20 protein-coding genes are annotated in these 23,454 nt (G+C 59.9%); 10 read left to right on the forward strand and 10 right to left on the reverse strand.

Going from position 1 to position 23,454, the window contains the following annotated elements; all coding sequences use genetic code 11:
• Nucleotides 1–4 precede the first annotated feature (4 nt).
• The 3 genes from pstB (at nt 5) to M3436_02590 (ending at nt 2,273) form a co-directional block, all read left to right on the forward strand.
• The gene (gene pstB, locus M3436_02580; GenBank protein ID MDQ3563054.1) at nt 5–853 is read left to right on the forward strand and encodes a phosphate ABC transporter ATP-binding protein PstB; all 849 of its coding nucleotides are present in this window, start codon (nt 5–7) and stop codon (nt 851–853) included.
• Nucleotides 854–878: 25 nt separating this feature from the next.
• Nucleotides 879–1,628, forward strand: a complete 750-nt coding sequence (gene phoU, locus M3436_02585; GenBank protein MDQ3563055.1) for a phosphate signaling complex protein PhoU — start codon at nt 879–881, stop codon at nt 1,626–1,628.
• A gap of 231 nt (nt 1,629–1,859) precedes the next feature.
• Complete coding sequence (locus tag M3436_02590; protein ID MDQ3563056.1) at nt 1,860–2,273, forward strand: porin; 414 nt, start codon at nt 1,860–1,862, stop codon at nt 2,271–2,273.
• Here M3436_02590 and M3436_02595 read toward each other — a convergent pair.
• The gene (locus M3436_02595) at nt 2,161–3,678 is read right to left on the reverse strand and encodes a DUF1929 domain-containing protein (GenBank protein MDQ3563057.1); all 1,518 of its coding nucleotides are present in this window, start codon (nt 3,676–3,678) and stop codon (nt 2,161–2,163) included. The two genes, M3436_02590 and M3436_02595, sit on opposite strands and share 113 nt — an antisense overlap.
• A gap of 407 nt (nt 3,679–4,085) precedes the next feature.
• On the opposite strand from M3436_02595, the gene M3436_02600 reads away from it, so the two are divergent.
• The 3 genes from M3436_02600 (at nt 4,086) to M3436_02610 (ending at nt 8,262) form a co-directional block, all read left to right on the forward strand.
• The gene (locus M3436_02600) at nt 4,086–5,705 is read left to right on the forward strand and encodes an AAA family ATPase (protein MDQ3563058.1); all 1,620 of its coding nucleotides are present in this window, start codon (nt 4,086–4,088) and stop codon (nt 5,703–5,705) included.
• Nucleotides 5,706–6,059: 354 nt separating this feature from the next.
• Complete coding sequence (locus tag M3436_02605) at nt 6,060–6,365, forward strand: hypothetical protein (protein ID MDQ3563059.1); 306 nt, start codon at nt 6,060–6,062, stop codon at nt 6,363–6,365.
• A gap of 382 nt (nt 6,366–6,747) precedes the next feature.
• Nucleotides 6,748–8,262 (forward strand): choice-of-anchor I family protein, encoded by a 1,515-nt coding sequence (locus tag M3436_02610; protein ID MDQ3563060.1) that lies wholly within the window; start codon nt 6,748–6,750, stop codon nt 8,260–8,262.
• A gap of 47 nt (nt 8,263–8,309) precedes the next feature.
• Here the strand turns inward: M3436_02610 and pgeF are convergent, their stop codons facing one another.
• Both pgeF and rluD read right to left on the reverse strand, forming a co-directional pair.
• Nucleotides 8,310–9,077 (reverse strand): peptidoglycan editing factor PgeF, encoded by a 768-nt coding sequence (gene pgeF / locus M3436_02615; GenBank protein ID MDQ3563061.1) that lies wholly within the window; start codon nt 9,075–9,077, stop codon nt 8,310–8,312.
• Complete coding sequence (gene rluD, locus M3436_02620; protein ID MDQ3563062.1) at nt 9,077–10,054, reverse strand: 23S rRNA pseudouridine(1911/1915/1917) synthase RluD; 978 nt, start codon at nt 10,052–10,054, stop codon at nt 9,077–9,079. The genes pgeF and rluD overlap by 1 nt, the downstream gene beginning before the upstream one ends.
• Nucleotides 10,055–10,156: 102 nt before the next feature.
• Here rluD and M3436_02625 point away from each other — a divergent pair, with 102 nt between their 5' ends.
• Entirely contained in the window at nt 10,157–10,933 is a 777-nt protein-coding gene (locus M3436_02625; GenBank protein MDQ3563063.1) for an outer membrane protein assembly factor BamD, read from the forward strand.
• On the opposite strand, the gene M3436_02630 is transcribed toward M3436_02625, so the two are convergent.
• The 3 genes from M3436_02630 to sucC are packed head-to-tail and all read right to left on the reverse strand — an operon-like array spanning nt 10,923 to nt 14,639.
• The gene (locus M3436_02630) at nt 10,923–12,557 is read right to left on the reverse strand and encodes an NAD+ synthase (protein MDQ3563064.1); all 1,635 of its coding nucleotides are present in this window, start codon (nt 12,555–12,557) and stop codon (nt 10,923–10,925) included. The two genes, M3436_02625 and M3436_02630, sit on opposite strands and share 11 nt — an antisense overlap.
• A gap of 43 nt (nt 12,558–12,600) precedes the next feature.
• Nucleotides 12,601–13,476, reverse strand: coding sequence for a succinate--CoA ligase subunit alpha (sucD, locus tag M3436_02635; GenBank protein ID MDQ3563065.1), 876 nt, complete (start codon nt 13,474–13,476; stop codon nt 12,601–12,603).
• Nucleotides 13,476–14,639 carry an ADP-forming succinate--CoA ligase subunit beta gene (gene sucC, locus M3436_02640; protein MDQ3563066.1) on the reverse strand — a complete coding sequence of 388 codons (1,164 nt, stop codon included), beginning with the start codon at nt 14,637–14,639 and terminating at the stop codon, nt 13,476–13,478. The genes sucD and sucC overlap by 1 nt, the downstream gene beginning before the upstream one ends.
• Nucleotides 14,640–14,735: 96 nt before the next feature.
• Here sucC and M3436_02645 point away from each other — a divergent pair, with 96 nt between their 5' ends.
• Nucleotides 14,736–16,394, forward strand: a complete 1,659-nt coding sequence (locus M3436_02645) for an ATP-binding protein (GenBank protein MDQ3563067.1) — start codon at nt 14,736–14,738, stop codon at nt 16,392–16,394.
• Complete coding sequence (locus M3436_02650; protein MDQ3563068.1) at nt 16,395–17,699, forward strand: sigma-54 dependent transcriptional regulator; 1,305 nt, start codon at nt 16,395–16,397, stop codon at nt 17,697–17,699.
• 337 nt (nt 17,700–18,036) lie between these two features.
• Here M3436_02650 and purF read toward each other — a convergent pair whose 3' ends face one another.
• Nucleotides 18,037–19,551, reverse strand: a complete 1,515-nt coding sequence (gene purF, locus M3436_02655; GenBank protein MDQ3563069.1) for an amidophosphoribosyltransferase — start codon at nt 19,549–19,551, stop codon at nt 18,037–18,039.
• 117 nt (nt 19,552–19,668) lie between these two features.
• A complete protein-coding gene (locus M3436_02660) occupies nt 19,669–20,157 on the reverse strand; it encodes a CvpA family protein (protein MDQ3563070.1) in 489 nt (162 codons plus the stop codon).
• A gap of 282 nt (nt 20,158–20,439) precedes the next feature.
• Between M3436_02660 and trpD the strand changes: the two genes are divergently transcribed.
• Nucleotides 20,440–21,456, forward strand: a complete 1,017-nt coding sequence (gene trpD / locus M3436_02665) for an anthranilate phosphoribosyltransferase (protein ID MDQ3563071.1) — start codon at nt 20,440–20,442, stop codon at nt 21,454–21,456.
• Nucleotides 21,457–21,479: 23 nt separating this feature from the next.
• Here trpD and M3436_02670 read toward each other — a convergent pair whose 3' ends face one another.
• Together M3436_02670 and M3436_02675 are read right to left on the reverse strand one after the other, a co-directional pair.
• A complete protein-coding gene (locus M3436_02670) occupies nt 21,480–22,124 on the reverse strand; it encodes a thiol:disulfide interchange protein DsbA/DsbL (protein MDQ3563072.1) in 645 nt (214 codons plus the stop codon).
• A gap of 111 nt (nt 22,125–22,235) precedes the next feature.
• On the reverse strand, nt 22,236–22,829 hold the full coding sequence (locus M3436_02675) for a cytochrome c4 (protein ID MDQ3563073.1): 594 nt from the start codon (nt 22,827–22,829) through the stop codon (nt 22,236–22,238).
• Nucleotides 22,830–23,454: the final 625 nt, after the last annotated feature.

Below are 23,454 nucleotides of genomic sequence, written 5' to 3' on the forward strand. Positions count from 1 at the left end.
CGCGATGGACGAAACGCTCAATAAGCTGTACTTTCGCTCGCTCGTTGACAGCGAGCGCGAAGAGGCGACGACCCCCGAGGCCCATGATCTGAGAAAGCTCAAGGCCGAGGCCAAAGGGTTGAGCTTCTACTATGGTGAGGTCGCGGCGCTCAAGGCGGTCAATCTGCCGGTCGCCGAGCACCGGGTGAGCGCCCTCATCGGGCCTTCCGGCTGCGGTAAGTCGACCTTTCTCCGGGCTGTCAACCGGATGCACGACCTCTATCCCGGGAGCCGCTATGAAGGGAGGATCCGCTTCTACCCCGATGACATCGACCTGCTCGACAAGGACGTGGACCCCATAGAGGTGCGGATGCGCATCGGCATGGTGTTTCAAAAGCCCAATCCCTTCCCCAAGTCCGTATTCGACAATGTGGCCTATGGGCTGCGCGTGCGCGGGGAACGCAACCGGCGCCTGCTCGTCGAGAAGGTCGAGCAGGCGTTGCGCGACGCCGCGCTCTGGACGGAGGTCAAGGACCGCCTGGACGACATGGCTTTCAATCTATCGGGCGGCCAGCAGCAACGGCTATGCATCGCCCGCGCCCTGGCCACCGAGCCCGAGCTCTTGCTCTTCGATGAACCCACGTCGGCCCTGGATCCCATCGCCACGGCCAGCATCGAGGATCTCATCCAAGGCCTCAAGGCGCGGGTGACCATTCTCATTGTCACGCACAACATGCAACAGGCCGCGCGCGTCTCCGACTATACGGCCTTTATGTACTTAGGGGAGCTCGTCGAGTTCGCGCCGACCAAAACTATGTTCACCAACCCTTCTGATCCGCGGACCGAGAACTACTTGACCGGTCGCTTCGGATAAGGTGAAGTCACCTGTGGAGGGCGGCATGACGCCGGAGCAACGAACACATACCGATAAGCAGTACGACGAGGAGTTGGCCTCGCTGCGGCAGCTCGTGCTTGATATGGGGGCGCTGGTCAAGGAGCAGATCGCTCAGGCTGTCGCTGCACTGGAGCGAGGAGATGTCGAAACGGCCGACCTCGTGATCAATCGCGATTACGAGGTCAACGGCTATGACGTCAAGATCGACGAGGGGACGGTGGCGCTCATTGCGCGACGGCAGCCGGTGGCCAGTGACTTGCGGCTGTTGATGTCGATGGTCAAGGCGGTGGCGGATTTCGAGCGTATCGGCGACAAGGCGAAGAAGATTGGCAAAATGACGCTTCTGTTTAGCCAGCATGTCGCAAACCCGTTTAACGGCGGGCTGCTGCGCGATGTGTCGACCATGGGGAAGCTGGCTTTGGAGATGTTAGAAGGCGCACTCGACGCGCTGGCACACCTCGATGTGGCAGGGGCGGTGACCATCGCCCGCAGGGACCGGGATCTCGATGCGGAATACCAAACAGCGTTGCGGCGCCTCATCACCTACATGATGGAGGACCCGCGAATGATCGGCCCCGCGATTGATATACTCTTCGTCGTCAAGGCGCTTGAGCGCGTCGGCGACCATGCCAAGAACATCGCGGAGTATGTGATATACCTTGTGAAGGGCAAGGACGTGAGGCACATTAGCTTGGAACACCTTGCTCAGGAAACAAGCACAAACAACACGAACAGCACGAAACATTCCCCTTAAAGTGTTCTGGCCGCTGGGGTGCTGCGCACTGCCTCGCGGTGCCCTTGACGCCCAAAAGTGTCCACCGTGCGGTGGACAGATAGTGATCTGGACTTCGACGGCTGGTATGTCTTCGGGAGCTGGTCTAAACCGGCGAGTCGCGCGCCGCGGCCTACAAGGTCGAGAAGGGCGCCTTCGATCGCATGAGAGATCGCGGCGCGCTACAGCACGATTGACCTGGAGGACGAGGACATCCTTGACGGCGAGCAGGATGATTTCACCTTTGGCCTCAACTGGTACCCGAACCCCAACATCCGCTTGATGGCGAACTACGTTAAGGTACTCGACATCGGGGCGGGGAATTCGAGGGCGCATCGCCCGACATCTTCCATCTCCGCGCCCAGGTTGACTGGTAGCCCGGGCGGCTCCCGCTCGGCAGGTAGGCTTCCGAGGCTCTGCTCGAACCTGAGGCTGCGCCCCACCTTGACGGGTGGGGCGTTTTTTCGGGCGTTCCGCAGGCTCCGTAGCTTACCTGGGAGCGAGGAATCGGGCCTTAGGGGCGCGTCAAGCGAAGGTTCTTGGCGACTGAGGGCACACCGTTTTGATTTATCACAAATATCATCCAGTAACCAGGCATTGCTACGTTCGCGTTCTTGGGAGCGGTAACAGTCAGGGTCCCGCCACTTTGGGTAAAGCTCAACGCCGTGAAAGACGTGGCGGCGTCGAACGAATGCGTCACCGATCCCTTTCGCACCAGTGTGACGCGCTTGATGGAGTCTCCGCTTGGCACAGTGACGAAAAACTTACCACCCAGAACCACTGTGCCCGGTGCGCTCACGATCGACGGACGGCTGGCGAGCTGTCCCGAGCCATCCGCTTTCCAGAGGTACGGCGGATAGAATTTCTCACCGTTCAGGTTCTTCACCGGGCCGGGCGCACCCCCTCCGGCCGTGAGTACACTCGCATCGGGCAGCAGCAGTGCAATCGAGTGATAAAGACGCGGCTTCTGGGCGGCGGCTCCGAGCGTCCACTTACCGGTGGCCGGATCCCAGATCTCGACTGCGTATATTGCGGAGGGTAGGTTATTCCTAACTCGGGAACCACCGCTGACCATGACCTTTCCGTCCGCTAAGACCGTCGCATTGGACCAGTCACGCACGCTGCTGACCGGCGCCGTAGCCGTGAAGGTAGGCGGCGACTTGTTCAGGTCGACGATGATCACTTTCTTGTCCTTCCGCAGGGATAATATCTTGCCGGGCGCGATGTGCACGCTCGGTAACGCAGGGCCATTCGAACCGGGGGCTAATGCGCTGGTCGCTCGTTTGATCGATCCGGTTCCTGTCGGGTTCAAATAGAACATTTCACCATGATGCGCGAGTATGAAAACCTGGCCGTTGGGAGCTGGAAATGCACGCGGATAATACCAAGAACCGTTGGTACTTCCGTACGCGAGATTGCTCTTTGCGGTGCTCAAGGTTTTCCAGCCCGTAGCCGGGGTATATACCTCGGGGATAGACCCGTAGGTTGCGGCGGCCGTGGACGTCGATCTCGCGCTTCGTCCGCCGAGGACCAGCATGTTACCGTTTGTCAGTGCAAGGAGCGTAGGATACCAGCGCTTGTGAAACATCGGCTGGCTGGACACTAGCACGTTGGCCCCAGGGTCGTAAACATTCGTGTCATAATTCGACCAATTCCGTTGGCCATTGACGATCGCATCCCCGCCGGTCATCATCAGTCGGCCGGTGTTCGGTAACAGCGCCTGCGCGGCGCAGAAGGTGTCGGTGGGAGTGGTATTGGGCAGCAGCGTGTGCGCCGAGGCAGCAGTACCAAGCTTGGGGTCCCATAGGTCGTGCCAGAGTGTCGCGCCCTGCGTCCCCGCCGTGTCAGTCCCGTAACTGTAAATCTTACCGTTCGGGAGAAGCGCCGCGTGAATCGGGATGATGGGCCAGGTAAAGGGATCGCCGAACACGCCCTTGATATGTGCATCGGCGCCCGGCGCCAGCGCCGCGGCATCGACAACCCCCAGAGTGCATAACATCATTAGATAAGAAACGAAATAAACGCGCTTCATGTAAACCTCCTTGCCATGGATTTTCCATGGAAAAATAACGCGGTGTGCAACTCTAAGATCCTGTCTCTTAAAAGCTTCGACTGAGTCTCTAGCTAGTCCGAAACGCCGAGGTCGACTCGCAAGCCCAGTACGCACGTGCGCGGCCGGGCAGACTGTCACTCCGGCGTTGTCGCCACCTTTCTCCGGCAGGCATACGCCTGCGCCTGCATAAGTATTGGCATTAATCCACGCACAGTCATAAGGTTTCAGTTAATTTTGAGTAAAATTATAGTAAGGGTGGGCACAGAAAATGCTGATTAGAGGTTAGCCAAAATACCGCTGCGAAACGCAGCACCACCCTACTTAACTAGGGACGGGCAGGAGCCTCCGAGAATCGGGTCTCAGGAGGACGAATACGAAGGAGGAGCATGATGGAAAGCATTTTTTTCTGGCCGTTCTGCCTAGACCCCGCGAGCGGGCGGTTGATGCGCGATGGACAGGCGATTTCAATTACCCCGAAGGCCTTCGCGGTGCTGCACTCCTTGCTGCAACGTCCGGGCAAGCTGATTACCAAAGGCGAGTTGTTAGCGGCCGTGTGGCCACGACGGTGCGTGGGCGACGGCGTGCTTAAGGTGTGCATCCGGGAGCTCCGCCAAGCGCTCGGAGATGAAAGTAAGCAACCCCGATTCATTGAAACAGCACATCGGCGCGGCTATCGCTTCGTGGCCCGGATCACCGGGGTTCAGGCGCAATTTTCCCACCGATTCGACCGTGGGGCTTTAGGTAAGGTGCCGGGTTGTGAAGCAAACGAGCAGAACCTGTCGTCGGCGGGTGACAGAGCTCTCAGCGGTTCTCTTGATGTAGGGCTTTTAGGACGCCAAACAGAGCTCGACCAACTTGAGGCTTCTCTCCGCAATGCTTGTCAGGGAGAACGCCAACTCGTCTTCGTCACCGGCGAGGTTGGCATAGGAAAATCCGCCCTTATCGAAGCTTTCCTTAGGCGGGCCACCGGCACCGGTCCCGTGTGTGTGGCTCGAGGCCATGCCTTTGAACAGTGGATCGACGAGCAAGAATATGTACCTGTGATCGAGGCCCTGCAGGGCCTATGCCGTGATCCGCAAGGCGCGCGACCGCTCGACCACTTACGTCGCTGGGCACCGACCTGGCTTTTTCAAATCCCTAGCGCGGTGAAGCCCGAGGAGCGCGTCCTGCCCGAGCCCCACCGTAGCACCCGGCAGCGAATGTTTGCGGAGATCGCGGATTTTGTCGAGGCGGTCACCAACGAGCAGCCCATGATCCTGGTATTGGAAGATCTGCACTGGAGCGATCATGCCACCATCGATCTCATCAGCTATCTGGCGCATCGGCAAAGTCCGGCTGCCTTCATGCTCATCGGCAGCTATCGCAGCAACGAGGTAATCACCAAGAATCAACCGGTGAAGGCGCTCGTCCAGGAGCTTAAAACCCACAAGGCCTGCGTGGAGATCCCGGTTCAAGGCCTCAGCGAACTTGCCGTGCGAGAATTTGTCGCCAAACGTTTACGTGGCAGGCCGCATACAGCGAAGGTAGCTCAGATCCTGTACGACCAAACGGAGGGTAGTCCACTGTTTATGCTCGAAATGATGGGCCACTGGATAGGCAAGGACCTCTTCAACCTGCTGAACGACGCAGGAGATATGAGCGATCGTTTAAGGGATATACGCTTCGGGATACCCGACGCTATCCGCGAGTTGGTGAATAGACAGTTTGATTTACTCCCGGCATACGACCGCCACGTTTTAAAGGCCGCTAGTGTAACCGCGCTTGAGTTTTCTGCGGAGGCCGTAGCCGCCCTATTAGATGAGGATGTGATGGCAGTAGAAGAGTGCTGCGAACACCTTGCGCACCAGCAGCAATTCCTCGATTCGACCTCGAGCTCGCGGCGTCCCGAGCGGCGAGGTGCATCGCGTTACTCCTTTATCCATTGGCTGTATAAAGAGATAATATTTTTAGGTGTGCCGATTGCGAAGCGGACGCAACTATTACGCTCGCAACAAGCGCTCAGCTGAGCAAATACGCGCGACATTAGGTGCGTTTTAGAACGGATGCTAGGTCCGAATGTCCCGCCCAGCGGGCTTAAGGGTCCCTGGCTATCGAAGGCTGGCGAACACTCTCCAGTGCTCGCCGCCTCGGGAGGCGGCCCGCCGCATTTGCACATCAAACCGCGTAAGATAGAATCCATCCATGCGGTGGGATCCCTATCCTTCCTTGGCGGGCGATGTCCACGCGACGGACGGCCGAGACCTGGTGGGCGATGGGACGTACCTTAACACGCCGACTAGTGATCGGGAATCGCTCTCCATAATTCAAGATCACTAAGCTCAACCGAAAATCTACCATCCGGAAGGCCGAGGGACGACACCATGTCAAACTGGCGAGTAGAACTGACTGCAAATAGTGACAACCAAAAGGCCATTATTGATGTAATGGACACAGTGGGACCGCTCAACAAGTGGCGATGCGTTACTGATGATGCCTTTCTTCCCGATGAGGGTGAATTCACCAATCAAGCTAGAAGAGTTGTACCGCTTATCCCCAACTTTTGGCAGCTCGACGATTTCGATATCGACGAGGTGCAAGTTGGATCGACTGGTCCCGGAGAAGTATTCGAAAGCGGAAGTTCTTTTCCGAATGGACCAGTTAGTTGGAGGGTTGTTAAAGCCTTATGAGAGATTTCATGACGAATAGATGGATGCTAGGAAGGGTCGCTTCAGGTTAGCCTCGCCGATTCGCTAAGCTCGCGCGCATCTTCGTCCAGCAAATTGCGCGCATATATCGCCACGTCGATATTCTTAAACAGATCTGTGGTACGCGGCGCTGGCCGATCGTTCCCGGTGGCGCAGCCGCGAATCCACTGTCATAACACCTTCACATACGGCGCTTACACTTCCCGGTTGGCGAGCTTGCCGAGCAGTGATAAGGCGCGCCGCGATCGTTGAATTCCTCTAACCCTCCAATTACATCCTCCAAACAAAAGGAAAAATAATGCGTATGAATCGTCTAGCGAAGACCGGCCAGTTATTGCTTCTCGTCGCGACCTTGCTGTGCCCCATGCTCGCTTTAGCCGCCGCGCCGTCAATCGAATTGAAAGCGATCGGAACTTATGCGACCGGCATCTTCGACGATGCGGCCGCCGAGATCGTGGCACACGATCCGAAGACCCAGCGGCTTTTTATCGTCAATGGCTCAGCCGCCGGTATCGATGTCGTCGACATCGCGGATCCGGCGCAACCGCGTTTGCTCTTCAGCATCAGCGTGACGCCCTTCGGCGCCACACCGAACAGCGTTGCGGTCCACCATGGCGTGATCGCAATCGCGGTCGAAGCCGAAATCAAAACCGATCCAGGTACAGTCGCCTTCTTCGATGCCGGCGGCAATCTTCTGAGTCAGGTGAAAGTCGGTGCGGTGCCCGATATGCTGACCTTCACGCCCAATGGCAGGAAAGTGCTGGTCGCGAATGAGGGCGAGCCGAACGACGACTACACGATCGACCCCGAAGGTTCAGTCAGCATCATCGATCTCAAGGGCGGCGCGGCCAATGTCACGCAAAATGACGTCGTGACCCCGAGTTTTACCGCGTTCAATTCGGCCAACCTCGATCCGAGCATCCGCATTTTCGGTCCGGGCGCCAGCGTCGCGCAGGATCTCGAACCCGAATTCATCACCGTGTCGGCGAATTCGAAAACCGCCTCGGTCGTGCTTCAGGAGAACAACGCGCTGGGCATACTCGACATCAAAAAAGGCCAATTCAAAAAGCTGACAGGGTTGGGTTTCAAAAATCATGCGCGAGCGAAAAACCCGTTCGACGCCAGCGATAAAGACAACGCTATCAACATCGCCAACTGGCCGGTGCTCGGCATGTATCAACCCGATGGCATCGATAGCTTCAGGCATCGCGGCCGCACCTATCTGATCATGGCGAACGAAGGCGATGCGCGCGACTACGACGGTTTCAGCGAAGAGGCGCGCGTCAAGGATTTGAAACTGGATCCGGTCGCATTCCCGAACGCCGCCAACCTGCAAAAGGACGAGCAACTCGGGCGTCTCAACGTCACCACCGCCAATGGCGATCCCGATAAGGACGGGGATTTCGAGCAACTCTATGCGTTCGGCGCACGTTCGTTTTCGATTCGTGACGCCGACGGGAAATTGATTTTCGACAGCGGCGACGATTTCGAGCGCATCACGGCACAGTTTTTTCCCGATTTTTTTAGTTCGGATCACGCCGAAAACGCTTTCGATAACCGCAGCGACAACAAAGGTCCCGAGCCCGAGAATCTGGTTGTCGGCAAAGTGCGCGGTCGCGACTACGTCTTCATCGGCCTCGAGCGCATCGGTGGCGTCATGGTTTACGACATTTCCGACCCGTTCGCGCCCGAATTCGTGCAATACATCAACAACCGCGATTTCAGCGCCGACCCGGAAACCGCGGCGGCCGGCGACCTCGGTCCGGAAGGGCTGATCTTCATCCCCAGAGGCCATAGCCCGATTCGCAAACCGTTGCTGGTCGTTGCCAACGAGGTCAGCGGCACGACGACGATCTACAAAATCAAGAGAGTGAGGTAGCTGGGTGGGCTGCGCGCGGGTTTGCTCCGTGCTCAGGTAACTCCGCCTTATGAGCGCGTGGCTTGCTCCAGCCAAATGCAGGTGGCCATGCGGCCGGTGACGCCGTCGCGGCGGTGCGAGAAGAAGAAATCCGCCTCGGTGTAGGTACAGCGATCATTACCATAAATGCTGCTTACTCCGTGTTGTTCGAGGAGCATGCGCGCGGCGCCTGTCAGGTCCAGATGCCAATGACCGGCGCTCGCCGGTTGGAAAACCGCAGCGAGCGTCCCAGTCAGAGACGTAAACACCTCTCGCACCTCCTCACCGACTTCGTAGACCGTGGGACCGATGGCGGGGCCGAGCCACGCAAGGAGGCGCGACGGCGGCCGTTGCATTGCTGCAATACCGGCTTCGATAATCCCGCGCGCGATGCCCTGCCAACCGCAATGTAGCGCCGCCACGCGCGTACCGTCACGGTCGCAGAGCAACACCGGCAGGCAATCGGCGGTGAGGACGGCGCACACCGCACCCTGTGCAGACGTACAGGTGCCGTCGGCGTGGGGGCCGGCATCCGGATCGGCGGGGTCTATCACCCGGGCGCCATGCTGCTGTTCCAGCCAACGCGGTGGAGCGCCGGTACCCAACGCCGTATAAAGCGCGTTGCGGTTAGCGCGTACCGCGGCCGGATCATCCCCCGTGTGCCCGGCCAGATTGAACGAATCATACGGCGCCAAGCTCATGCCGCCCGCGCGCGTCGTCGCGCAGGCGCGTATGCCGCGCGCGGCTGGCCAATCGGGCGTTATAAGACTCGGACCGAGCGCCGCCGTCTTTGGCATCAGGGGGGACGCGTTCCGGATCGGAATCCGCGCGAATCCTCGTATAAAGCCTCCAAGAGTTGAGTCATATCGAAGGGCAGAGGTGATTCCCAGTTCATCTCGCGGCCGTCCGCCGAGGGGTGCAGAAGCCGCAGCCTCGATGCGTGCAGTGCCTGGCGCTTAAATCCTTGCAGGGTGCGCGTCAGCGCCGGCGTCGCGCCCGGCGGCAGCAGCAGCCGGCCGCCGTAGACGGGATCCCCCACGATGGGCATGCGCAGGTGCGCCATGTGCACGCGGATCTGATGGGTCCTTCCGGTTTCGAGCCGGAGCCGCAGGTGCGTATGCGCGCGAAAGGGCCGCACCACGCGATAGTGGGTCACGGCGTCCCGTCCCCCCAAGACGACCGCCATGCGCGTGCGCTGAACGGGATGCCGGCCGAGCGGCGCGGACACCGTGCTGCCGGCGGCCAACGCACCTCGAACTACCGCATCATATTCGCGCATGATCCGGCGTGCTTTAAGCTCTTTTACCAAGTAAGTGTGCGCGCGCGGCGAACGCGCGATCACGAGCAGGCCCGAAGTGTCTTTGTCGAGCCGATGCACGATGCCGGCGCGCGGTAGAAGCGCCAGTCCCGGATCGAAATGCAGCAGCGCATTGAGCAAGGTGCCTGCACGATTCCCGGCCCCGGGGTGCACGACCAATCCCGGGGGTTTGTCAATAACGATGAGGTCGCCGTCTTCATGTATTATCGTGAGCGCGATCGGCTGCGGTTGCGACTCGACGCGCCGCTCGACAGTGGGCCAGAGTTCCACGGCTTCCCCTCCGCGGAGGATTTCCCGCGGTTTCACGCGCCGGTGGTTTACCAGCAGCTTGCCGTCGAGGATCCAGCCTTTGAGCGTGGTTCTCGAATAATCGGCGAACAGACGGCTGACGGCTTGATCGACGCGCATGCCGGTGAATTCGCCCGGAATCACCGAGATGAGGCGCTCCCCGTTCATGAGCTCATCGTTTCACATCCACCCATCGGATCACCGGAACTCGCCCTAGGATTTGAATAACAATAGAATGAATAATATGCCCAAAAGCTTGCATTGACCCCTATGCGCATCTTGTATCTCCTGATCATCCTCGCGGCGCTCGCCGGTTGCGCCATCTTCGGCGACGATAAAGAAGACGAGACGGCCAATTGGTCCGCCATGAAATTATACGCCGAGGGAAAAGACTCGTTGAAGGCTGAGTACTACACCAAGGCCGTCGAGTACTACGAAAAGTTGCTCGCCCGGCACCCTTTCGGTGTGCATGCCCAGCAAGCCCAACTCGACCTTGCCTACGCCTATTATAAAAACGACGAATCTGCCTCGGCCGTCGCCGCCTGCGACCGATTCATCAAGCTCTACCCGGACCACTCCCATGTGGATTACGCGTACTATCTGAAGGGATTGGCCAATTTTAGTACCGGCAAGGGACTGACGGAACGCTATTTGCCGGTCGATCCGTCGCAGCGCGATCAAGCCACGGCATCGAAATCGTTTCAAGATTTTTCGGAGCTTGTTAAACGCTTTCCGAAGAGCCGCTATGTCAAGGATGCGCAGTTGCGCATGACCTATCTACGCAACCTGCTGGCGCAGCACGAGATCAATACCGCCCATTACTATATGCGCCGCGGAGCCTATGTCGCGGCGGCCAATCGCGCGCGTTACGTGGTCGAGAACTACCAGCGCGCCCCGGCCATGCCCGAGGCCCTGTTCATGATGGCGAAGGCTTACCGCGTTCTCAAGCTCGATGATCTGGCCAAGGATGCGATCCGCGTCCTCGAGATCAATTACCCGAACCACCCGCGCATCAACGAGCTCAAATCTCTACGGATCAGCGACTAACGTCGATCTCGGTGTAACCGGAAGTAATCGGATAGCGCCGATCGCGCCCGAACGCCCGCTGGCTGATGCGCACCCCGGGCGCCGCTTGGCGCCGCTTGTATTCGTTGCGATCCACCATGCGTACCACTTTGGCGACCGTCGCGGCATCGAAGCCGGCCCGGACGATCTCTTCCGGTGTCTCATCGTCCTCGATGTAGCGTTCGAGGATCGGATCGAGGACCGCGTAGGGCGGCAGACTGTCTTCGTCCTTTTGGCCGGGCGCAAGCTCCGCCGAGGGCGGCCGATCGAAGACTCGCTGGGGAATGACGGGCGCGATGCGGTTGCGCCACGCGGCGAGGCGATAGACGAGCGTCTTCGGCACGTCCTTCAGAGGGGCGAAGCCTCCGGCCATGTCCCCGTAGAGAGTCGCGTAGCCGACCGCCATCTCGCTCTTATTACCGGTCGTCAGGACCAGTTTGCCGGTCTTATTCGAGAAGGCCATCAAAATCACCCCGCGGCAGCGCGCTTGAATATTCTCCTCGGTGGCGTCGCGCGGGCGCCCGGCGAACACGGCGCCGAGGCTCTCCTCGAAGGCCCTCACCGCCGGCTCGATGGGAATCGTATGGTAAGCGACGCCGAGCCGCCGCGCCTCCTCGGCGGCGTCGGTACGGCTCATCTCCGCGCTAAAGCGCGAAGGCATCAAGACTGCTTCCACGGCGTCCTTGCCCAAAGCATCCGCCGCAATCGCCAGGGTCAAGGCCGAATCGATCCCGCCCGAAAGCCCCAGTACCGCGCCGCGAAACCCGTTCTTGCGGGCATAATCGCGGACCCCGAGCACCAGAGCTTGATAGATCCCCGGCTCGGCCCGGCTCGCGGGAACGACCTCGCCCGCGCGTGGGCTTACCGGCCGGCCGGGATCCAGGTCCAGCGGGTAAATGCCCTCGGTGAAATCGGGCGCGCGTAGGCAAACGGTGCCATCCGCGTCAAGGACTGTCGAGCCGCCGTCGAACACCAATTCGTCCTGACCCCCGACCAGATTGACGTAAATGATCGGCAGACCACTCTCATGGCAGGCCCGCTTCAATACCTCCTCGCGTTCCGCGGCCTTGCCGAGGTGGAAGGGCGAGGCGTTGATATTGACGACCGCCTGAGCGCCGGCGTCGCGCGCCTGCAAGGCGGTGCCGGCAATCCAGATGTCCTCGCAAATGCTGAGGGCAAGCGCGATGCCCTTGATCTCGACGATCTGCGCGCCGGTGCCGGGCACGAAGTAACGCTTCTCGTCGAAGACGCTGTAATTGGGCAGGTGTTGTTTATGATAGGTGGCCTTGATGCGGCCCGTTCCGATCACTGAACAGGCATTATAAAGCCGCCCCTCATGCCGCCTCGGGTAGCCCACCACCAGTTCCACGCCTCGGACGCGCCGGGAGATCTCCGCAAGCGCACTCTGTACTTGGCGCGAGAGACCCGGGCGCAGGACGAGGTCTTCGGGCGGATAGCCGGTAAGCGACAACTCCGGGAATACGACCAGATCGGCCCTCAGCCGGTCACGGGCTTCTTCGGCGGCGGCCAGGATCCGTTGGGCGTTCCCCTGGATATCGCCGACCGTGAGGTTCAACTGGGCGAGGGCGATGCGCAGCGATCCCATCGCTCTATGCGCTCCCATCTGCGGCGATGCGCGCGCTACGAAGCTACCTCTTCAAGCACGCGGCCAGCGCCGACCCAATTTCGGCCGGGGAGCGTACAGTCACCACCCCGGCCGCTTTCAAGGCCCGGTATTTCGCTTCCGCCGTGCCTCCCCCGCGCGAGATGATAGCACCCGCGTGCCCCATGCGTTTGCCGGGCGGCGCGGTGACTCCAGCGATGTAAGCGACGACCGGTTTGGTGACATGCGCCTGGATATATTCCGCCGCCTCTTCTTCTTCCGTGCCGCCGATCTCGCCGACCAGAATGATGCCCCGGGTCTCCGGATCTTGTTCGAATAACTGCAAACACTCGACGAAATCGATGCCGTGTATGGGATCGCCGCCATTCCCTATACAGGTGCTTTGTCCTAGGCCGAGCTGCGTGGTCTGATGCACGGCCTCGTAGTTCAGCGTTCCGGAGCGGGACATGATGCCGGCGCATCCCGGCCGGTGAATGCTGGCCGGCATGATACCGATCTTGCACTGCCCGGGGGTGATGATGCCGGGAGAGTTGGGACCGATGAGGCGCGTTCCGGGATACTGGCGCAGGCTCGCCCGGACCTTGAGCATGTCAAGGATGGGGATCCCTTCGGTGATACAGACGATGAGCCGGATCCCGGCATCGGCCGCTTCCGCGATCGCCTCCGCGGCATAAGGCCCCGGCACGAAGATCATGCTCGCCTCGGCCCTGGTTTCATGCACGGCTTCGTAGACAGTGTCGAACACCGGCAAGCCGAGATGAGTCTCCCCGCCGCGCCCGGGCGTGACCCCACCCACGAGCCGGGTGCCGTAATCGAGCGCCTGTTGTGAATGGAACGCACCCTGCCGGCCGGTAATTCCTTGGCAGATCACCCGGGTATTCTTGTCGACGAGTATGGCCATCAGGCGCTCCCTACGGCAGCCACCGCCTTGCGAGCGGCATCGCCCAGGTCCTCGGCGGCGGTGATTGAAAACGCTGTCTCGGCCAGGATCTTCCGGCCTCGCTCCACATTGGTCCCTTCGATCCGCACGACCACGGGCACAGTGACGCCGACTTCTCTAACGGCTTGAATGATCCCCTCGGCGATGAGATCGCAGCGCACGATGCCGCCGAAAATATTGACCAGGATGGCTTTGACCTTGGTGTCGGACACCAAGAGCTTGAAAGCTTCCGCCACCTTGTCCGCGGTCGTGTTGCCCCCGACATCGAGGAAATTGGCCGGCTGGCCGCCGTGCAGCGTGATGACATCCATGGTCGCCATCGCCAATCCCGCTCCGTTCACCATGCAACCGATGTTGCCGTCGAGGCTCACATAGTTCAGGTCGTAGCGCCGGGCGACATTCTCCTTCGGGTCCTGTTGGGTCGGATCGCGCCATTCGGCAAGCGCCGCTTGGCGGTACAAGGCGTTATCGTCGATCGATATCTTGGCATCCAGGGCTTGGATCTCGCCCGTATCGGTAATGATCAAGGGGTTGATCTCGATGAGGCTCAGGTCCTTCTCGAGGAAGAGACGGAACATGGCCGCTAGAATCGCGGACAGTTGCTTGTTCTGAGCCGCATCGAGCCCCAATGCCTGAGCGATGCGGCGGCTTTGGAATGATTGCAACCCAAGGATTGGATCGATGGTGAGGCTCAGGACCTTCTCCGGCTCCGTGGCGGCCACCTCTTCGATGTCCATCCCGCCGGCCCGCGAGGCGATGATGGCGAGGCGTTTGGTCCTGCGATCGACCACCATCGCGAGATAGATCTCGGCCACGAAATTCGATGCGCGCTGCACCAGGACGCAATTGACGGGTTGTCCGGTCGGCGCCGATTGCTTGGTAATCAACTGCATACCGAGCATGTCGCGCACGATGCTTTCGACCTTTTCGATGCTGTCCGCGAACTTTACCCCCCCGGCCTTGCCGCGTCCGCCGGCATGAACTTGAGCTTTGATGACCCAGGGTCCGTGCGATTCCGCCGCATGGCGCAAGGCTTCCTTGATCGACTGCGCGGGCTTGCCGGGGGGCACCGCGATCCCGTATTCCGCAAACAGTTTCTTGGCTTGATATTCGTGAAGATTCATAGCACTTTGGCCGCTAACAACCGGCGAAGTGAATTCTAACAATAACTAATGCCGATAAACCATGGGAATTTCTTCTCGCGAGCCGTTCTTCCAAAGTTGAGCAACATAACGGTCACAGAGCATCCGCAACCCGATCGTCACGCCTTTCGGGAAGCCGGCGTGCCTAACGATCGGCCGTCACCGGCCTGGACCGCTCTCCGCTACTTCGGCCTCTACCGCTTGATCCTATCCGGGTTCTTTACGGTGATCGTCTGGACAGGGCAGCTGCCACCGCCACTCGGCGAGCACGATCCCGGCGTCTTCGCCGCCGCAGTTTGCGCATATCTGCTGTTCGCGATCTTGGCTCAAATCGGCGTGGAGATTAGGCCGCATCGTTTTGGCGCACACGTGTTGGGCCAGGTCTTGACGGACATCGTGATGCTCACCGCCATGATGTATGCCAGCGGCGGGGTGACGAGCGGCATGGGGATGCTGCTTCTCATCAGCATCGCACTCGGGAGCATGCTGACCGAGGGCCGCACCGCTTTCTTGTTCGCGGGCGCCGCTTCGATCGCGGTGTTATGCGAGGAAGCCTATTTTTGGTTATACGGCAACGCGCTCACGGCGAACTACACCCAGGCCGGCTTTCTTGGTTCGACGTTCTTTGCGACTGCTCTCTTAGGCCACGCGCTCGCCGGGCGGCTCCGCGCCAGCGAGGCCCTGGCAGCGCGGCGCGGGGCCGATGTCGCACATCTCGAACGGCTCAACGAGCAGATCGTGCAGCGCCTGCGCTCGGGGATCGTGGTTCTCGATGCCACGGGCCGGGTGCGCTTGGTCAACGAGTCGGCGCAGGTGCTGCTCGGGCTAGCGCAGCCGGTACCGGTAGCGCCCCAGCCCTTGGCCATGCTCGCTTGGGATCTGGCGCAGCAGCTCGATAGTTGGCCGAGCCACGCGCCTCCTTCACAAATCCTGCGGACGGCATCGCGCGGCACCGATCTCCTCGTATCGCGGGCGGAGCTCGGATCCGGGCCCGCGGCGGCAACCTTGGTATTCATCGAAGACGCCGCGGCGATGCGGCAACGCGCGCAGCAGCTCAAGCTCGCCTCGCTCGGGAGGCTGACCGCGAGCATTGCCCATGAGATCCGGAATCCCCTCGGGGCGATCAGCCACGCCGCGCAATTGCTCTCGGAGTCAAACGGGCACACCGCGGAAGACCGCTACGTCACGCGCATCATCAAGGGGCATTCCGAGCGGGTGAACCGCATCATAGAAAACGTACTGACCATCGGCCGCCGCGACCGCTCCGCGCCGGAGATCTTCGCGGCCAAGCCCTGGTTGGAAGGGTTCGTGAGCGAGTTTACCGCGCGCATGCAACTCCCGAGTGAGCGAGTGCTCGTCCATACGGAGCCGGAGGACATCGAGATCGTCATGGATCGCAGTCAACTGCACCAGGTGCTTTGGAACCTCTGCGAGAACGGCTTGCGTTACAGCCAGGGCACGCCCGCGCTGGAATTGAGGTGCGGCGTTAAACCTATCTCCGAGACGCCCTTTCTCGATGTCATCGACCACGGCACGGGGATCCCCGAGGACATCGCGGATTCGATCTTCGAGCCCTTCGTGAGCAAAAACTCACCCGGAAGCGGGCTTGGCCTCTACCTCGCGAGCGAGTTATGCGAGTGCAACCAAGCCGCGTTGAGCCTGCATGAGAATAGCGCCAGCGGATGTTGCTTCCGGATCAGCTTCGCGCACCCCCAACGCCAGCAGTGGATCGCCTAAGTGTCTAGGCCGCTAACGCTCATCGTCGATGACGAACCGGACATTCGCGAGCTGTTGAGCATCACGCTCAAGCGCATGGACATCGCCTGCCGGAGCGCCGTCAATCTAAGCGAGGCCCGCGAGATGTTGAAGCAGCAGAACTTCGACCTGTGTCTCACGGACATGCGTTTGCCCGATGGCGATGGGATCGATCTCGTCTCTTATATGCAACGCGCCTGTCCAAGAACGCCGGTTGCGGTCATCACCGCTCATGGCAGCATGGAGACCGCCATTCAGGCCTTGAAATCGGGCGCGTTCGATTTCGTCACCAAGCCCGTCGATCTTCCCGTGCTCCGCAACTTGGTCACGACCGCGCTCAAGCTTTCCGACGGGCGCCCGGAACCCGAGACGCGGTTGATCGGTGATTCCGAGGCCATGCAAAGGACCCGCGCGACCATCGCGAAAGTGGCGCGCAGCCAGGCGCCGGTTTATATCAGCGGCGAGTCGGGCACCGGCAAGGAGCTCGTGGCGCGCATGATTCACGAACAAGGCGCGCGTTCGGGGCGCCCGTTCATCCCGGTCAACTGCGGCGCGATCCCAGGCGATTTGCTCGAAAGCGAGTTCTTCGGGCATATGAAGGGTAGCTTCACGGGGGCGGTCGCGAACAAACCGGGACTCTTTCAAGCCGCCCAGGGCGGAACCTTGTTCTTGGACGAGGCCGCCGAGTTGCCGCTGCATATGCAGGTAAAACTGCTGCGCGCGATTCAGGAGAAGTCCATCCGGCCCGTAGGGGCGCAGCAAGAGCTTGCCGTCGATGCAAGGATCCTGAGCGCCACGCACAAGGATCTCGCCGCCCTGGTCAGGGAGGGGCGTTTCCGCCAAGACCTCTATTACCGCATCAATGTGATCCAATTGTGCGTGCCGCCATTGCGGGAACGGGGCGGGGACATTCCGGGGCTCGTCGCGTTCATCTTGAACCGGCTGACCGGGGCGAACGGACCGATCCCGCGGATCGCAGAGGAGGCGATGCAAGCACTCGCGCGTTATCCCTTCCCGGGCAATGTCAGGGAGCTTGAAAACATCCTCGAACGCGCCTTGACACTATGCGAAGGCGATCGGATCGAAGCGCGTGACCTCGATCTTCCCGCGCACGCTAATGAACCCGCCGGCCAGGCGGGGATCGAGGGCTATCTAAGCGAGATCGAACGCCAACAGATCCTCGCCGCGCTCGAGCAAGCGCGCTGGAACAAGACGGCGGCGGCCAAACTGCTTGGGATTACCCTCAGGGCACTGCGCTATCGCTTGGAGAAGCTCGGGCTCGAATAGTAGGAGCCGCTGTTCGTTGGCGAGTCCATCTCTCTCTCAAGAAACACAACGCAAACCGCAAAGCCGCCCACCGTGTTTCTTCCAAACGCCTTCCGTCACGGGCGGTTATTCAGCTAACCCACCCTTCATCTAAGCCGTAGCGAGAGAGGGCGTGTGAGTTTCTTGAAGTCGATAATGTTCAACATTCAAGACGTGAGTACCTATAGCGAGACTCGGCAGGAACAAGGGGCCAATGCTACGTCCATTCCTCGCGTAAGCTACGCCGGTCCACCCCCGGCTCTTCAGACAAGGCGCCCGCAATGCACACGCCATGGCTAGGAGATCAACCCTCCCGGTGTCAACCGACGACGGTGTTCAAATCAGTCAGCGTATTGATGCCCCCGGACTGATCGAGCTTGGCTTCGTCGGAACGCAGTGCCGCGATGCGCTCTAAATAATCCGGGCTCACGTCACCGGTCACATAACGGCCGGTAAAACACGAGGAATCGAAGACGGTGATGTCGGGATTTCCGCGCTGGGCGGCATCGATCAAGTCTTCGATGTTCTGATAGATCAGGCGATCGGCGCCTATCATCTTGCCGACGTCTTCCTCGGAACGATCATGGGCGATCAACTCCTCGGCCGAGGGCATGTCGATGCCGTACACGTTCGGGTAGCGTACGGGCGGCGCGGCGGAGGCGAAGTAAACCTTCTTGGCGCCGGCCTCGCGCGCCATCTGGATGATCTGTTTACAGGTGGTCCCCCGCACGATCGAGTCATCGACGAGCAGGACATTGCGGCCGCGGAACTCCAGATCGATGGCGTTGAGCTTTTGGCGCACGGATTTTTTGCGCATCGCCTGACCAGGCATAATGAAGGTACGCGGGATATAGCGATTCTTGATGAATCCCTCCCGGTACTTGATCCCCAATTCGTAGGCCAGTTGCAAGGCCACGGTGCGGCTCGTGTCCGGGATCGGGATGACGACATCGATATCGTGACCGGGCCAGGTGTTGCGGATCTTTTGCGCCAGCGTCTCACCCATGCGCATGCGTGCCTTGTGGACCGAGATCCCATCAATGATCGAGTCCGGCCGCGCGAGATAAACATACTCGAAGATGCACGGCGCGTGTGACCAATGCTCCGCGCATTGGCGCGTCTTGAGCGTGCCGTCAGCGCTGATAAAAACCGCCTCTCCGGGCTCGATGTCACGGACGAGCTTGTATCCCAATGTGTCGATCGCGACGCTTTCCGAAGCGATGGCATACTCGGGACCGGCGGTGCTCATGCGGCTCCCGAACACGATGGGCCGGATCCCGCGGGGATCGCGAAACCCGACGATACCGATCCCCGTGATCATGGCGACCACGGCGTAAGCGCCCTGACAGCGCCTATGCACTTGGCTGACCGCATGAAAGACATCCGCAGCATCCACCTTAAGCTTCCCCAGACGCTGTAGCTCGTGGGCGAACACATTCAGCAACACCTCGGAATCCGAGTCGGTGTTGACATGCCGCAAATCGTCCCGGAACAACTCCCGTTGCAGCGCTTCGGCATTGGTGAGATTGCCGTTATGGGCAAGGCAGATCCCATAGGGGGAATTGACGTAGAAGGGTTGCGCCTCGGCCATAGACGCGCAACCCGCGGTCGGGTAGCGAACATGCCCGATGCCCATGTGACCCACCAGCTCGAGCATATGGCGGGTCTGAAAGACGTCGCGCACCAGGCCGCTGGACTTGTGCAGGTGCAAGCGCCCTTCGTGGCAGGTCACGATGCCAGCGGCATCCTGGCCGCGATGCTGCAACACGGTTAGCCCGTCGTATAAGGACTGGTTCACGCTCGCGCCCGCTACGATTCCGATTATTCCGCACATAGGCTATCGCCTCGCCTGACCACTATCCCGATGCTAACGATTTCCGCTCGGCCGGCGCCGCGCGGAGTCGAATTGTATAGCGCCTCCCAGTCACCCACAATGCGGCGTGCGCGTCGACTAAAACGTAAAATAGGCCGCGACCTCGGGCGGCAAGTAGCTCCGCAACCACAGCGCCATGGCCTCGAAGCGGCCCAAGAGAACCGATTGCTCCCACCAGGGGTCCTGCGGCAGCGGTGTCAAACCGGCCATGAGCACCAAGACCCCCACCACGAGGGCGCCGCGCGCGATCCCGAACACGATCCCCATCATCCGGTCTGTCCCGGAGAGGCCCGAGCTCATCACTAGTTTGGCAATAATGAAATTGATGATGGCCCCGCACAACAAGGTCGCGATGAACAGCGCCATGAACGCGATGATCAAGCGCGCCGAAGGCACCGAGATGTAAGGGGTCAATTGATCCGCGAGCGGCCGCATAAACGTCATTGCAACCAAGATGGCCAAGATCCACGCCAAGAGCGAGAGCACCTCGCGAATCAATCCGCGCCAAATGCTGATGAGCGCGGACAAGCCTATGATGGCGAGGATGGCGTAATCCGCCCAGATCATCGGTTGCCCGCGTTCAACCTCGCTAGACCCCTCCGCCGGGACTCTTCCCGCCAGGCCGGCTGCCTAACGACGCTGTAGAGAAACCCCATTATTCATCCTACCGCAACCACAAAAAAAGCAGACCCGAAGAATAGCGGGCTATCGCAGCTACACCAGCGACAAGCCCTGCCCCTAACGATGGCAACGAAACCATCGGGTGTCCGCCAATAGGTGAGAGAACTTTGGGAGGTGCCCAAAATTTCAAGTATTATTGGCCAGAAACTAGACGATAGCGATCATCGCATGCCACTTCAATCGGCCATCGCCAAACTCGTGGCGGGCCAAGACCTCTCCGGAGACGAGATGAGCACGGCCATGGAGCTCATCATGGGCGGGCAAGCCTCCGCCGCGCAGATTGGGGGTTTTCTGGTCGCGTTGCGGATGAAAGGTGAGACCGTGGCGGAGATCACGGCGGCGGCGCGGGTCATGCGGGATCTCTCCGAGCCCGTCGAAGCCCCGACCGGCCATCTGGTCGACACCTGCGGTACCGGCGGAGATGGCGCAGGCACATTCAATATATCCACGACCAGTGCGTTGGTCGTGGCTGCTGCCGGTGGCCGGGTTGCGAAACACGGTAATCGCGGCGTTTCGAGCCGCTCGGGGAGCGCGGATCTCCTGGAGGCCGCAGGCGTTAACATCGGGCTCACCCCGGCGCAAGTCAGCGCGTGTATCGCCGAAATCGGCATTGGTTTCATGTTCGCGCCCGCGCATCACCAAGCCATGCGGCATGCCGTCGCGCCGCGCCGCGAGTTGGGGATCCGCACTCTCTTCAATCTCCTCGGGCCGTTGACGAATCCGGCCGGCGCGAGGGCCCAGCTTATCGGCGTTTTTCAAGCGCGCTGGACCGAGACCCTCGCCGAGGTATCGCGAAACCTCGGCAGTACCCACGTGATGGCCGTTCACGGTGAGGACGGATTGGATGAAATCAGTATCAGCGCGCCGACGCGAGTCACCGAATTGCGTAACGGAGCGATCGCCAACTATCGCCTGACGCCGGAGCAGTTCGGGATCGGCTCCGCCGACCTCGGCGCAATCAAGGCTGGCGATACCTTGGAGAGTCTGGCGCGCATGCGTTCCGTGCTCGATAACGATCCCGGGCCGGCCTTGGATATCGTGCTACTCAACGCGGGAGCAGCCCTCTATGTGTGCGGAGTCGCCCGAGAAATTTCCGCGGGCGTCGCCTTAGCGCGGGAAACCCTCGCTCAAGGGAGCGCGCGGCAGAAATTGGAGCAGCTTGTCAAAATGACCAACGCTTTTTAAGCATGCCGCGCCCGCTGGTTTTTTTATAGCTTAGCGGCGCGCTCTTTGTCGATGAGGAAATCGATCACCTTAAGCATTTCACTAAAGCTGATACCCACCTCTCCGGGCGTGCGAAACTTACCGTTGATGACGACCTTGGGCACGCCATCGATGCCATACTGTTTAACGGACTGAAGGGCCTGTTGGACTTTGGCATCCACCGCAAAGGAGCTGAACGCCTCAGTAAACGCTTCCTTCGAGACGCCGTTTTCGGCAAAAAACTCGGCGAGTGACGCCTCATCGTCCAGCCGCCGCTTGGACTCGTGCAACGCCTTGAAGAACGGAGAGTGAATTTTATCGACGACCCCCAATGCCTCGGCGGCATAGTAGGCTTTTGCATGGACATGCCAGGCTTTATTCAAAGCCGCCGGTAGGCGGCGAAATTCGACATCCGGGGCTTTGCTTGCGGCCCATTCATTAATATACGGCTCAAAATCGTAACAATGAGAGCATCCGTACCAGAACACCTCAATGACCTCTATCTTCCCGTCCGTCGCGACCGGCTGGGCAGGAACGATTTCTTGATAATGCTTGCCGATCTGATAGCCAGCGTTCGATGCCGGTTGCTCCGCGAAACCGTTACCAGCAAAGAACATAAGTGCGACTACCCACCGAAACTTTGCGTGCATAACATCCCCCTTAATGATTAACTGAATCGACGTGGCCAACACTTGAACCGAAAGGTTTCCCGGGGGCGGCAGGTTCTTGCCTCAGGCGTGCTCGCGGGTCCGTGTCCCACTCTACCGTAATCCCGCGATATATGACGCCACCGCCTCGATTTCCGATGCAGACATTCTAGTGGCGATCGCCTGCATCGTCTGTCCGTTCTTGCGCTCCAAGGAGCGATAAGCGTGCAGTTGGTTGCGCGTGTACGCCGCATGCTGACCGCTTAGGGCCGGAAACCCGGCCGCCGGATTACCGGCGCCCGCGGGTCCATGACATGACATACAGGCCGGGACTCCGGTGGTGGCGTTCCCGCCGCGATATAAGCGCTCACCCGGCTCTACAAGCCCTGGGTCCGCCATCCCCGTTGGTCGTTTCTGAGCCGAGTAGAATTCCGCAATATCGGTGATGTCCGTTTCACTAAGCGGGGCCGCCATCGGACTCATCACCTCATCCTTGCGCACCCCCGATTTAAAGTCGCGAAGCTGTTGCGCGAGATAATTCGGATGCTGGCCGGCGAGCTTTGGCCACTCGGGATTTTGGCTGTTTCCGCGCTCCCCGTGGCAGGCCGCGCACACCGCCGCCTTAGCCTCCCCCGCCGTCGGGCTCGCTTGCCCCTCGGCGGGGACCAGCGCCAGTGCCACGACAAGGAAGGCTATAAATTGGCTCACGTAGTCTATATAGTTTTTATTTTGAACGTGCTCACAGGATACAACATGCGTTCGCGGCGTGACATCCGGCAGCACAAAGTTTGTGGTGCGCAGCGGTTGGAACCAGCGCGCCGCTTTAGCGCGCACCCGGATATAGGAAAAAAAAAGGCCCCGGTGCAACTAGGGGAGAAATACTTACCGGGGCCAACTCGGCCCGGTTGGGGATACCGGGCAGAAAGTCCCGCTCAGGGAGGGAGAGCGGGAACGTTCATTACGAACGTACCTGCTATGACGCGGGCGTTCGCGGAAAGTTCCAACGACACTTGTCCCGGCGCCAGCATGCTTATTCACCGGCAATCGATTGCGTTCCTAGCGCTGAACGCGCGCATCAAGGATCTCGATCAATCGCATGACAAAAATTGTTTAACCTATTATAAAGAAAGTAAAAAATAAAAATTCGATTAAATCTTCGCTAATTCCGCCGCCGGTCAAGCGGCGTGCATGAATGGGCGGATTCAAAGCAAATAGTCCACAAAGTTATCCACAGATTTTGTGGATTAACGGATTTAGGCAAGCGAGTACAGAATGTTACAAATTTTTCATAAAAAAGACATTCAACAATGTTCCTAAATTTGAGAACGCTAAG

The organism is Pseudomonadota bacterium (genome assembly GCA_030859565.1).
Taxonomy (GTDB): domain Bacteria; phylum Pseudomonadota; class Gammaproteobacteria; order JACCXJ01; family JACCXJ01; genus USCg-Taylor.